General features: G+C 61.2%; 11 protein-coding genes. 2 read left to right on the plus strand and 9 right to left on the minus strand.

The window, feature by feature from the left end; all coding sequences use genetic code 11:
• Window positions 1-274: 274 nt before the first annotated feature.
• The 9 genes from ACS5Q8_RS14155 to arnC all read right to left on the minus strand — a co-directional run bounded on the left by ACS5Q8_RS14155 (window position 275) and on the right by arnC (window position 10,490).
• Window positions 275-985: an HPP family protein gene (locus ACS5Q8_RS14155; RefSeq protein WP_276192948.1), complete on the minus strand. Its 711-nt coding sequence runs from the start codon at window positions 983-985 to the stop codon at window positions 275-277.
• A gap of 187 nt (window positions 986-1,172) precedes the next feature.
• A complete protein-coding gene (locus ACS5Q8_RS14160) occupies window positions 1,173-2,783 on the minus strand; it encodes an ArnT family glycosyltransferase (protein WP_276192950.1) in 1,611 nt (536 codons plus the stop codon).
• A 15-nt stretch (window positions 2,784-2,798) separates the two neighbouring features.
• Window positions 2,799-4,178 carry a UDP-glucose dehydrogenase family protein gene (locus ACS5Q8_RS14165; protein WP_276192952.1) on the minus strand — a complete coding sequence of 460 codons (1,380 nt, stop codon included), beginning with the start codon at window positions 4,176-4,178 and terminating at the stop codon, window positions 2,799-2,801.
• Window positions 4,175-4,588, minus strand: coding sequence for a 4-amino-4-deoxy-L-arabinose-phosphoundecaprenol flippase subunit ArnF (gene arnF / locus ACS5Q8_RS14170; RefSeq protein ID WP_276192953.1), 414 nt, complete (start codon window positions 4,586-4,588; stop codon window positions 4,175-4,177). Before arnF ends, ACS5Q8_RS14165 begins: the two co-directional genes overlap by 4 nt.
• Complete coding sequence (gene arnE / locus ACS5Q8_RS14175; RefSeq protein WP_276192954.1) at window positions 4,585-4,932, minus strand: 4-amino-4-deoxy-L-arabinose-phosphoundecaprenol flippase subunit ArnE; 348 nt, start codon at window positions 4,930-4,932, stop codon at window positions 4,585-4,587. The genes arnF and arnE overlap by 4 nt, the downstream gene beginning before the upstream one ends.
• Window positions 4,929-6,584 (minus strand): lipid IV(A) 4-amino-4-deoxy-L-arabinosyltransferase, encoded by a 1,656-nt coding sequence (arnT, locus tag ACS5Q8_RS14180; RefSeq protein ID WP_276192955.1) that lies wholly within the window; start codon window positions 6,582-6,584, stop codon window positions 4,929-4,931. The genes arnE and arnT overlap by 4 nt, the downstream gene beginning before the upstream one ends.
• Window positions 6,581-7,465 carry a 4-deoxy-4-formamido-L-arabinose-phosphoundecaprenol deformylase gene (gene arnD, locus ACS5Q8_RS14185; RefSeq protein WP_465160336.1) on the minus strand — a complete coding sequence of 295 codons (885 nt, stop codon included), beginning with the start codon at window positions 7,463-7,465 and terminating at the stop codon, window positions 6,581-6,583. The genes arnT and arnD overlap by 4 nt, the downstream gene beginning before the upstream one ends.
• Window positions 7,465-9,456 (minus strand): bifunctional UDP-4-amino-4-deoxy-L-arabinose formyltransferase/UDP-glucuronic acid oxidase ArnA, encoded by a 1,992-nt coding sequence (gene arnA / locus ACS5Q8_RS14190; RefSeq protein WP_276192957.1) that lies wholly within the window; start codon window positions 9,454-9,456, stop codon window positions 7,465-7,467. Before arnA ends, arnD begins: the two co-directional genes overlap by 1 nt.
• A complete protein-coding gene (gene arnC / locus ACS5Q8_RS14195) occupies window positions 9,453-10,490 on the minus strand; it encodes an undecaprenyl-phosphate 4-deoxy-4-formamido-L-arabinose transferase (RefSeq protein ID WP_276192958.1) in 1,038 nt (345 codons plus the stop codon). Before arnC ends, arnA begins: the two co-directional genes overlap by 4 nt.
• A 512-nt stretch (window positions 10,491-11,002) precedes the next feature.
• Here arnC and ACS5Q8_RS14200 point away from each other — a divergent pair.
• Together ACS5Q8_RS14200 and ACS5Q8_RS14205 are read left to right on the plus strand one after the other, a co-directional pair.
• Window positions 11,003-11,815, plus strand: coding sequence for a M949_RS01915 family surface polysaccharide biosynthesis protein (locus ACS5Q8_RS14200; RefSeq protein ID WP_276192959.1), 813 nt, complete (start codon window positions 11,003-11,005; stop codon window positions 11,813-11,815).
• 108 nt (window positions 11,816-11,923) lie between these two features.
• A complete protein-coding gene (locus ACS5Q8_RS14205; protein WP_465160337.1) occupies window positions 11,924-12,838 on the plus strand; it encodes a site-specific integrase in 915 nt (304 codons plus the stop codon).
• Window position 12,839: the final 1 nt, after the last annotated feature.

Consider the following 12,839-nt stretch of genomic DNA (forward strand, 5'->3'; position numbering starts at 1 on the left):
TTCTTTAAACAAGATGTTCGCGGACGAACCCTCTCGCGATCGTACCAGTGCAAATTTGCCCAGTACAACCTTGAATCATGCAGGTCGTTTTTGCATTTATGCAGAACAGGCGATCAGCCGTCCGGAAGGTGAAAATAGCCGGCCAGGGCCTCGCTACAGCGCAGCACGGCACGCCTGGCGGCCGGCTCAGAAGCGGGGTAGTTGATAAAACCGTGGCGCATGCCCGGGCACTCTTTGTGCCCCTCGTCGTTAATGCGGGGCGCTCGCGATACCGCTATTCGACGCGAGTTGCCAGCACTTGCCCGATACTTCGACGACGGGCATGACTCTCGGCGGCGTGGATCAACTGTTCCAGCGCCGTGGGCTCGATATCGTAGAACTGCTCCATGTCGGCCAACGCCAGCTTCAGGTCCGCCGCCGTGATTGCCGGGTCTCTTGCTGCCTGCGCCTTGCTCACGAAGGTGTTCGGTGCCTCGGTCGCGCCCTTGGGATAGCGCGTGCGGGTGGCATTGTTATAGGCCAGTGCACAGGTCACCAACGCTCCCGCGCCGAGCATCACCGCGGGCAGTTCCTGCCAGCCGAGAGCCGTCGAGGCCGGATCGGCCAGTACCAGCGTCATCGCCAGGCCTCCCGCCGGCGGGTGCAGGCAACGCAGCCAGCAGATCAGGACCACGGTCATGCCCGCCGCCAGGCAGGCGCTGCCCAAGGTGCGCCCCAGGACCCGTGCGACGAGCAGCGCGACTACGCCGGCACACAGGTAGCTGCCGATGATCGACCACGGCTGTGCCAGCGCGCCGGATGAAACGGCAAACAGCAACACTGCCGACGCACCCAGAGGGCCGAGCAGGTGCAGGGCGACCTCCATGCCAAACACTTGCGCGCAGACCCACACGCTGAGCAGAGTGCCCAAGGCCATGCCGATCGCGGCGCGGCTCCATTCGGCAGGGCGGGTATTGATGGCAGCGGGTAACCAGCGAGCGAGCATTCACAATTTCCATAAACGGCGGGCAAAAAAAGGCTTGTCTGGTTTCCCGGACAAGCCCTTGAAAGTTCCTGCATTTGGGGGAGGAACCCGCGTAGTGTGCCGACCGCGATGCAGGGTCGCCAATGCATATTAATGTAGGTTAAATACAAAAATAATGGACTCAACTGGCCGGCCGCCGCCGGCGCGGTCAAGGTTGAATGGTTTTGTCCAAGTGCAGCAGCACGTAGGGATTCTTGTCGAACGTGCCAGTGAGCGTCGGAGTGATTGCGCGCAATCGTGGGTCCTGCAACCCTTCAAAGTCATCTTGGCTCATGACCAGCCACGCCGGACCTTGCAATGTTGCCAGGTCGGCGGGCTGCTGGGTGAACACCGGCACCCGGTCGTAATCGAGGTTGACCATGAACTTGATGGCTTTGGCATCCTTACCCAGCGCATGCAGCACGATGGGCGCCGGTTGCTGGCGGACCTGCGCCTGGACTTGCAGGCTGAAGGTGCGAGTGTCATAGAGGCTGCGCTCCACTGGCTCGACCACCACAATATACGTCGTCCATACCGCCAGCACGGCGGTCAGGGCCGGTACCAGCGTGCGCAGGCGTGCCTGGAACACCGCCACCAGCGCCAGCACTTGAAGCGCGCCCAGCACGCCCAGCACCCAGCCGATGTGCGCCATCTGCTCCGGGTAACGCCGGCGCGCCAGCCATAGCCCGACGATCAGCAGCGCGGGCAACACGGTCCACAGGCTCAGCATCAAACCGCGCAGCCAGCCATACAACCGCCCGTGGGCGACTTGAAACGGATACGCCGCAATAATGGCTGCCATCGGCAACATCGGCAGCACATAACGCGCCTTCTTTGCCTGGGGAATCGACAAGCCGAGCATCACCAACAAGCCCGCCGCTGCGCAGTACAGCACCAACTGCAACGCCGGATCAGGTGGGCGTCGCCCGCCAATCGCTATCACCAGCAGCACCAGCAGCGCCAGCGGGTAAGCCAGCGCGTAATTGCCCACGGAACTGGTGAAGTAATACAGCGCACCGCTGGAGCCTTCGCTGCCATCCATACGCCCGAGGAACTGCATGCGGATCACGTCCTGCATGAACGCTTCGCCGCCGCTGAGCTTGGCCAGCAGCAACAGCAGGCCAACGCACGCCCCCAGCAGTGCCAGGGCCAACAGGCCGAAGCTGAACAGCTGGCGCCATTGGCGGTTGAGCAGGAAGTAGCTGCATAGCACGCCCGTGGGGATCACCAGGCCAATCGGCCCGCGAATCGTAAAGCCCACGATCAACAGCAGGTACACCCAGTGCAGGCGCTTGGCGGCGCCGAAGTGATCATGCGCATAACCCAGGTAGAACACCGTCAGGGCCACTGCGGCGAGCATCTGGTCGAGGGACACCGCGCGGGTTTCGCTGATAAACGTGCTGCTGAGCAACAGCAGCGCAACACTCAGCAGGCCCCAGCGCTGGGAGTAGGGCGCCGTCAGGCGGTACACCAGCATGACGATCAGCGCCGAAGCGATGGACGTCGGCAACCAGGCCGTAAAGCTGTTGACCTGGCCCAGGGGCAAGGACAGCAGCCACGTCATCAGCGTCGAGGTCGCCAGGTAATCGGCATAAGGTTGCCCGTAGGTCGTGGGGAAAAAGCTCGGCCCATGGTGCAACATCTCCTGGGCAAAGACCACGAAGCGCGAGTCGAAACCGATGATTGCCTGGTGCCAGTTGCCGGCAATGAATAACAGCAACGCCAGTAGCGCCAGCCCCAACGACTGGCGCCGGATCGCTGCGTTCATCAGCTGGGGCATTTGATCTTTCACCGGTCAGGCTTCCACAACTTGTGGCACCCACTGTTGCTGGGGAATCGGTAACTGGCAGGAGTCGCCACGGCCCATCGGGAAATACTGGAAGCCTTTGCGCGCCAGGCGCTCGCCGTCATACAGGTTGCGACCATCGAAGATCACCGGGGTGTTCAGACGTTCGTAGATCAGGTCGAAGTCCGGTGCCTTGAACTGCTGCCATTCGGTGCAGACGATCAACGCATCGGCGCCGCTCAGGGTGGATTCCGGAGTACCCATCAACATCAGCCGTGGGTCGTCACCGTAAATTCGCTGGGTTTCCTGCATGGCTTCCGGGTCAAATGCGCGCACGGTGGCACCGGCAGCCCACAGCGCTTCGATCAGCACGCGGCTCGGGGCATCGCGCATGTCGTCGGTGTTAGGTTTGAAGGCCAGGCCCCACAGGGCGAAGGTCTTACCGCGCAGGTTGCCCTTGAAGAAGGCGTTGATGCGTTCATACAGCTTGCTCTTCTGGCGCTGGTTGATCGCTTCGACGGCTTCGAGCAGGTCGCTCGAGCAATGGGCCTGCTTGGCGCTGTGGATCAGGGCGCGCATGTCTTTGGGGAAGCACGAGCCGCCGTAGCCGCAGCCGGGGTAGATGAAGTGATAGCCGATGCGTGAGTCGGCGCCGATGCCCAGGCGTATCGCTTCGATGTCCGCCCCCAGGTGTTCGGCCAGCTCGGCGATCTGGTTGATAAAGCTGATCTTGGTGGCCAGCATGCAGTTGGCGGCGTACTTGGTCAGTTCGGCGCTGCGCAGGTCCATGAAGATGATGCGATCGTGGTTGCGGTTGAAGGGCGCATACAGCTCGCGCATGACTTCACGCACTTCTTCACGCTCGCAGCCGATGATGATCCGGTCCGGGCGGCGGCAGTCGGCAACCGCCGAGCCTTCCTTGAGGAATTCCGGGTTGGAGACGATATCGAACTCCAGGGACCGCCCGGTGCCGTGCATGGCCTTTTCGATATGGGCACGCAAGGTGTCGCCGGTGCCGACGGGTACGGTGGATTTTTCCACCAGGATCACCGGCTCGATCCGATGGCGGGCGACCGCATCGCCTACCGACAGCACGTATTTCAAGTCGGCCGAACCGTCTTCATCCGACGGTGTACCCACGGCGATAAACAGCACCTCGCCATGTTCGACGGCGAGCTTTTCATCAAAGGTGAAGCTCAGCCGTCCGCTTTCAAGGTTCTCCTTGACCATCGCCGCCAACCCTGGCTCGAAAATGCTCACATGGCCCTGCTGCAACAGCTTGACCTTGTTTTGATCAACGTCCATGCAGATGACATCGTGACCGACTTCGGCCAATACAGTGGCTTGTACCAGACCGACGTAACCACTACCAAATACACTGATTTTCATGGGGCATTCCTGGGGCTTGCTGCGCTAGCACGACGAGAGTTAATAACCAGTACACCGAGGATGACCAAGGCCACCCCCAGGGTTTTTGAAAGCGAAAAATGTTCGTTGAACACCGGCAGGCTGGCGGCCAACAGGTAGACCAGCGCGTAGCTGATACTGAGCAGCGAATAGGCGCGGCCCAGGGGCAAATCCTTGAGCGCACAGAGCCAGCACAGCATCGACAGCGCATAAGCGAGGATCGCCAGGCTCACCACGCCGAGGGCGCCCAGATCGATGGCGTTGCTGCTGAACGCGCCGAGCCATTCGTCAGGCAGGGGCAGGCGCGTCATGCTCCAGCGCATCCCCAACTGGGCGGCGCTGACCAGGCCGACACTGCCCAGGGCAAAGGTAAACCCGCGCACCCGGCTCATACTTGGCGCCCCAGCAGCACGACGCCAGCAATTACCAGCGCCACGCCCAGCCAATGCCGAGTGTCGATGTGCTCCTTGAATACGAAGCGCGCCATTAACGTGACCAATACGAAATTGAGGCTGAGCATCGGGTAGGCAATCCCGACTTCGAGGCGCTGCAGCACCAGCAGCCAGACCAGCAGGCCGAAACCCAGGCACAGCAGCGCTGCCCATAACCAGGCTGAGCGCAGTTTCAGCGCCCAACCGTCAGGCTGGTCGCGCCAGCTTTCCACCGCAAACTTCTGCGAGACCTGGCCCATGCAGGTGAGCAGGCAGGCGGCTAACAACAAGAACAGGGTGATCATGGCGCAGCCTGCGGGAAAACCAGGATCACCAGATTGCCTTGCTCAAAGCGCTTGCCGTCCTGGGGCAGCAGGTTCACTTCGGCGATCTCGTCGTCACCTTTGACGCGCATCACCACACCTACCGCGCCTTTTTGGCGGGCTTCGCTCATCCATTGCTGGACCTGGGTCAGGTCCACCTTACGCTGGGCGGCGTCCGGGTAGGCGAGGCCGTATTTCACTTCACCGACGGTGTTATAAAGGGTGACGTCAGCGCGTTGCAGGCGCCATGCCAGGGCCGATGCCGCGCCCAGGTCATTGCTGAGCAGGGCGGACGTCGGCTGCAGGTCCGGCAGGTGGTCAATGATGAATTGATCCGGGGTCTTGTTGTACACCACCGAATGGGGCAGCGCGGCCGGGGCCAACGCCACCAGCAACCAACTGCCCAGCGCCGGCGCGGCCCACCATTTCAATGGGCGTGCAGCCTGCAGCAGGTTGACGATGATCCAGCCGAACAGGCAGGCGAACACCAGCACCAGGCCGAGTGTTTCCTGGCCGTGCTCGTACAGCGGTGTTTTCAGTTGGAACCACGTCAGCGCGAGCAAGGCCACAACACCGAGGGTCAGGTTCAGCCAACCGTTGATGCGCAAGGCGCGGCCTTGGGCCTGCGCCAGTTTGTCGCTCAGCGCGTTACCCATGAGCAACGCCAGCGGCAGCAGGCACGGCATGATGTAGGACGGCAGCTTGCCCTTGGCCAGGCTGAACAGCGCCAGCGGCATCAGCAGCCACAGCAGCAGGAAGGCGATGTTAGGCGTGCGCTTGTGCTGCCACGCCTGCTTGACGGTGGACGGCAACAGCGCCACCCACGGCAGGCTGAATGCGACCAGCAGTGGCAGGTAGTACCAGAATGGCTCGGCGTGTTGCGCGTCTTCGCCGGCAAAGCGCTGGATATGCTCGTGCCAGAAGAAGAAGTTCCAGTAATCCGGCTCCTGGCTATGCACCGCAAGTGCCCAGGGCAGACTGATGGCAACCGCCACGGCGACGGCAACCAGGCCATAACCCAGCAAGTCGCGCAGGCGCTTCTGCAAGATCGCGTAGGGCAGGGCGATCAGCACCGGCAGCAGCCACGCGAGGAAGCCTTTGGTCATGAAGCCCATGCCACAGGCAACCCCGAGCAACGCCCAGGACCAGACGCGACCGCTGCGTGTGCTGCTGTCGAAGCAAAACCACAGCGCCACGCCGGTCAGGTTGACCCAGAAGGTGAACTGCGGGTCCAGGTTGGCATAACCGCCCAGCGCCGCGACGCTGACAAAGCTCATGTACAGCACCGTACTGACCAGGCTCTTGTGCGGGTCATTCCACAACCGGCGCGACACCAGGTACACCAACAGCACGCTGAGCCCGGTGCTCAAGGCCGACGCAAACCGCACGCCGAACAGGTTTTGCCCGAAGATCGCCTGGCCCAGCGCGATCATCCAGTAACCGGCAGCCGGCTTTTCGAAATAGCGAATGCCCATGAAATGCGGCGAAGCCCATTTGCCGGTCAGCAGCATTTCCTGGCTGATCTGTGCATAGCGGGTTTCATCCGGAATCCACAGGCCATGGGTGGCCAGTGGCAACAGATAAAATGCGCCGAATGCCAGCAACAGCAGGGGCAGCGCCCAACGGCGGATCATGCCTGCTGCACTCCGAGCCAACCCTCACGGCCGCTCAGGGCGCCACGCACCAGTTGTTGCTGGGGCAGGGTGGAGACGTCCGCCGGTAACAAGTCGCCCAGCGGTTTGAAATCGATGCCGCGCTGCCCTGCCTGGGCTAGCAACTGGCGAAAATCATTGGCCATCAGAATCCCTTCTACTTCTGCATGGATCGTGTACACGTTCAGCTTCGACTGCGCGAAGCGGTCGAGGATGAACCCGTTGAAATCCTTGGCAGCCACCACCGGCCCGACGACTTCGTCGAAGGTCGGCAGGTCTACCGGAATCTGTGGGGTGCCCGCGCTGCCGTCGGCCAGGGTTGGACGAAACAGGCTGGTGCCCCGGCAATCGCTGTTGTAGCGAAAGTTGAAGCCTTGCTTGGCTTGCACCACGCGTTCATCGGCGCGCCAACCGGCGGCCGCTGAACAGTCGACACGTTCACCGAGGATGTCGCTCAAGGTGTCCACACCGCGTCGAATCTGCTCGATCAACTGTGCGTCGCTCCAACGTCCGGCGTTGGCCTGCCAACCATGGTGATCCCAGGCGTGCAGGCCGACTTCGTGCCCGGCGGCCTTGGCCTGGCGCATCAAGTGCCCCAGGTCACGGCCGATCGGCTTGCCCGGCCAGGCGGTGCCGGCCAGCAAGATATCCCAGCCATACAGGCCGGCAGCGTTGGAACGCAGCATCTTCCACAGGAATTGCGGGCGGATCAGGCGCCACAGGTGGCGCCCCATATTGTCCGGCCCGACACTGAAGAAAAACGTCGCTTTCACCCCGGCTTCATCCAGGGCCTCGAGCAACCGTGGCACGCCTTCGCGAGTGCCACGGTAAGTGTCGACGTCGATGCGAAGACCTGCCTGCATCAGCGCTTGTCCGCGATTTCGAGCATGGCTTCACGCAGGAAGAAGTCCAGGGTGTTGCCGATGGTTTCGCTCATCTCCACGGTTGGCTCCCAGTTCAGCAGGCGCTTGGCGTTTTCGATGCTTGGTTTGCGGTGGGCCACGTCCTGATAACCGGTGCCGTAGAACGCCTTGCTTTCTACGTCGCGGAAACCGGCGAACGGAGGGAAGTTGCTGCGCAGTGGGTGAGCTTCGAACTGACGCAGCAGTTCTTCGCCCAACTGGCGGATGCTCGCTTCGTTTTCGGGGTTACCGATGTTGATGATCTGGCCGTTGCACACGTCGTTGTCGTTATCAATGATGCGCGCCAGGGCTTCGATGCCGTCGGCAATGTCGGTGAAGCAGCGTTTCTGCTCGCCACCGTCGAACAGGCGGATCGGCGTACCTTCCACCAGGTTCAGGATCAACTGGGTGATCGCACGGGAGCTGCCGATACGTGCCGAGTCGAGGCGATCCAGGCGCGGGCCCATCCAGTTGAATGGACGGAACAGGGTGAATTTCAGGCCCTTGGCGCCGTAGGCCCAGATCACGCGGTCCAGCAGTTGCTTGGAGACCGAGTAGATCCAGCGTTGCTTGCTGACCGGGCCGACCACCAGGTTGGAGGTGTCTTCATCGAAGTACTGGTCCTGGCACATGCCATAGACTTCTGAAGTCGATGGGAAGATCACGCGCTTGTTGTACTTGACGCAGTAGCGAACCAGCTTGAGGTTCTCTTCGAAGTCCAGTTCGAACACACGCAGCGGGTTGCGGGTGTATTCGATCGGCGTGGCGATGGCCACCAGCGGCAGGACCACGTCGCATTTCTTGATGTGGTACTCGATCCACTCGGTGTGGATGCTGATATCGCCTTCCACGTAATGGAAGTTCGGGTGGCTGCGCAGGCGCTCGATGGCGTCGGAGCCGATGTCCAGGCCGTAGACTTCGTAACGGTCGTCACGCAGCAGGCGCTCGGACAGGTGGTTACCGATAAAGCCGTTCACGCCCAGGATCAGCACGCGGGTGCGACGTGGCTTGCGGCCAGACTCGGCGCCGCGCAGGACCGAACCGTCCACCAGGCCCAATTCGTTGGCCAGGGACGGACCGGCCAGGTACAGGCCGTTGTCGTTGCGCTGACCGAACTTGATCACCAGCGAGTCTTCAGCGCACGCGATGCGCAGCGGGTTGACGCTGATCACGCGGCCAGGCGCCAGGCCTTCGTTGCCCTGGACCACTTCGGCTTGCCACACGATCAGCTTGTGCTCGCCCACGGCGCAGAAAGCGCCCGGGTACGGTTGAGTCACGGCGCGTACCAGGTTGAACAGCTCTTCAGCCGGTTTTTGCCACTCCAACTTGCCATCTGCCGGGGTGCGACGGCCGAAATAAGTGGCCTGGCTTTCGTCCTGGGCGGTTTCGGTCAGTTTGCCTGCGGCCAGTTGCGGCAAGGCATCGCGCAGCAGGCTGCTGGCGGCGTCACGCAGTTTGGCGTGCAGGGTCAGGCCGGTGTCGGAGCGCTCGATCACGACTTTCTGCTGGGCCAGGATCGCGCCGGCATCGGCACGCTTGACCATACGGTGCAGGGTCACGCCGGTTTCGGTTTCGCCTTTGACCAGGACCCAGTTGGCGGGTGCGCGGCCACGGTATTTCGGCAGCAGCGAGCCGTGCAGGTTGAACGCGCCTTTGCGGGCGGTGGCCAGCAGGGGTTCGCTCAGCAGGTTGCGGTAGTAGAAGGAGAAGATGAAGTCCGGGTTGAGCTTGGCAATGCGCTCGATCCACAGCGGGTGGTTGGCGTCCTCCGGCGCATGCACCGGGATGCCTTTGCGGGCGCACAGTTGCGCGACTGAACCGTAGAAATTGTTTTCCTTGGGGTCATCGGCATGGGTGAATACGGCGGCAATGTCGTAACCGGCAGTCAGCAGGGCTTCAATGCCAGCACAGCCAATATCGTGGTAAGCGAAGACAACAGCTTTTGAATTCATGACGAAACCTGATCGGAAGGGGAAGTAGTGGTGGTATGGGAGGACACCAGGCCGTCAACGACGACTACGGGTGCCGGTGCTGCCGGTTGGTTGCGCAGCACTTTTTCAATAAAGAATCGGGGGCGGGCGCGCACATCGCTGTACATGCGGCCCAGGTATTCACCCAAGAGGCCCATGCCGATGAACTGGCCGCCGGTGAACACGAACAGCACCGCGAACAGCACGAAGGTGCCGTCGCCGGCCCATTGAGCGCCAAAGGCCAGACGCAGGACGATCAGCGCAAACGCAAACAGAACGCCCAGGCCCGCCAGGCCGAAGCCGACGATGGACAGCAGGCGCAGTGGGGTCGTGGTCATGCAGGTCAGCAGGTCGAACATCAAGCTGATCAGGCGCATGGCGCTGTATTTGGATTCGCCGTGTTCGCGCTCGGCATGGTGTACGAGGATTTCCGTGGTGTGACGGGCAAAGCCGTTGGCCAGGATCGGGATAAACGTGCTGCGTTCGCGGCAGGCGAGCATGGCGTCGACGATGGTGCGGCGGTACGCGCGCAGCATGCAGCCGTAGTCAGTCATGGCGACGCCGGTCGAGCGCTGCACGGCCAGGTTGATCAGGCGCGACGGCCAGCGGCGAAAGGCCGAGTCCTGGCGGTTGTTGCGCACGGTGGCGACCACGTCGTAGCCCAGCGCGGCTTGTTCCACCAGGCGCGGGATCTCTTCCGGCGGGTTCTGCAGGTCGGCGTCGAGGGTAATCACCACGTCGCCTCGGCACTGCTCGAAACCGGCCATGATCGCCGCATGCTGGCCATAGTTGCGATTGAGGATCACCGCGACCACGTTGCTGCCGTCTTCGGCGGCAGCGTCTTCGAGCAATTGGGCGGATTTGTCGCGGCTACCGTCATCGACCAGGATGATTTCGTATTCGTAGGCCAGTTGCTTGCAAGCTGCCGTCGTGCGACGCAGCAATTCAGGCAGGCTTTCTTGTTCGTTGTAGACCGGGATAACGATCGACACACAATGAATAGGGTAGGGTTTCAAAGATTCATGACCTCGGGGGTTGAGCAACTTGGAGCGTAAAGACAACAGTCACTGGCCGAAAAGGCAGGTGCGTGGTTAAACCTGGTGTGGAATTATGGTGTTCATCCGACCATCCTGGTGGGTTATTGAGACCTTCCATGTGTATACGAGAGTAAAGACCAAAAACCACAAAGGTAAAGGGGAATCAACAAGTTAGTCGGCACAGTGCGGCTCGTTCTCAAGTCCTGCGGCCAAGATTAAGCGTAAAAATGTTCAACGAATATGAAAGCCTAATGAAAAAATCGTTTATTTGACAGGTAGACAGCTAGGGTTCAGCTAAATGACTAACGTACTGAGGACGTTGCTAATTTGGCGGAATAGGAACGTTTTGCATGGCGCTGGGCTCAACGGAGCGGACCCGGATCGGCGCTGCACGTAATAGCATCCCCCGTTACTGATGTTTATTGAAGAATCTTCTCTGCATTGCCCCTCAAGTGCCGGTAAAGTAAGCCATCTCTTGCCAGGGTACTCGGATGAATAGCGTGCAGCGTTTAGGCGGCCAATGGCGGCCCGTGTTGATGGGATTGTTGATGAGCGCAGCCTGCGTCACCCCCGTATACGCTGATGAGGGCGTGCCGCTGACCACGCTCGCTCAAGTGCCAGAGGGGGTTGAAGTGCAAGGCAAGCAGGTCGCCGCCTATACCTGGGACGACCGCCAGGGCAAGAACCTACTGGTGCTGGCCGAGCAAATCAGCCAGCGCGAGGATGACGGCACCCAGTCGGCGCTTGTCTATGCGGCCCAGTATTTGATCGACGGTGACCGCCCCAAACGCCTCTGGATGCTCTACGACGACGTGCAGCGCTGCGAATTCGATGCCGCGATGCGCTTCGACATGGCGGCGACCAAGGTCACCGACCTTGCCGGCGACGGCACCACCCAGGCCACTGTGGGCTACACGCGCACCTGCACCAGTGATGTGAGCCCCAATGAATTCAAGCTGATCATGCATGTCGGCAAGTCGCAGAAGTACCGCCTGCGTGGTGTCGACCGGGTCGGCGCCGCCTGGTGGGACGAAGAAGCAGGAGCACTGCGTGGCATGCCGCTGCCCAAGGATTGCAGCATCGCCGGGCAACAGGCACTGGTCAGCCAGTACAAGGAACAGGGCACTGAATTGCCTTTGCCAGGTTGCTACAGCGACGAGAAGGATTTTGCCAAGGCACCGCAGGCCTACCTGATATTCATGCGCCAGCACTGGTTCGCGCTGATGCAGAAGCAGGATGCTGAATGGAGCCAGGCGCAGACCCCGCCTCAGGAATCGAGCGGGGATGAAGAGACCGCCCCGTGATTGGGTGCAGGGGCCGATGGTGCGTTAGACTCGGCTCTCGTCAATTCAATGAATATCTCGAATAAACAAAGGCTTGTTCGAGATATTTAATCCAAAGGCTGATCTACTTTGACTGAGTCAATCCGCAACCCGCTGACCCTCTACCTCACCCGCCTGGCGCACTCCAGTCAACTGACCATGCGCTACGTGCTGCAGGACGCCGCCGACCGCTTCGGCTTCGAGGATATCAACCTTGAAGACATCGACTGGCACCTGCTGCAACCCGAACACGTGATCGCTCTGGTTGCGGCCTTGCGCGAGGACGGCTACGCGCCCAACACCTCGTCGCTGTATGTAAACGCCGTGCGCGGGGTGATGAACGAAGCCTGGCGCATGAGTCTGATCAGCCAGGAACACCTGCTGAAAATGCGCACGGTCAAGGCCGCGCCCGGCACACGCCTGAGCCAGGGGCGCAACCTGCGTCGCACGCTGATCCGCGAAATGATCGACGTCTGCGCCGCCGACCCACGGCCCCAGGGCCTGCGCGATGCTGCAGTGATCGGTATTTTGTACGGCTCGGGCATGCGTAAGTCGGAGTCGGTCAACCTCGACCTCGCACAGATCAACTTTGACGAGCGCAGCCTGCGCGTGATTGGCAAGGGTAACAAGGAACTGATCAAATACGCGCCGGGCTGGGCCTTCGCCAAATTGCAGGCCTGGCTCGAATTCCGGCGCGAACAACTCAAGGAAGGCGAGCACGACGATTCCTTCCTGTTCAACCGCATCCGCAGGGGCAGCCATATCACCCGCGAACGCATCACCAAGCATGCGATTTACTACATCGCCCGCCAGCGCGGTCAGCAGGTGGGGGTGAAGATCATGCCCCATGATTTCCGGCGCTCCTTCATCACGCGGGTGATTGAGGAACATGACCTTTCCATCGCGCAGAAACTGGCGCACCACACCAATATCCAGACCACCGCGAACTACGACGTGCGTGACGACAATGAGCGGCGGCGAGCGGTGGATCGGTTTGATCTTTAGC

This window comes from Pseudomonas sp. PAMC25584, assembly GCF_058135675.1.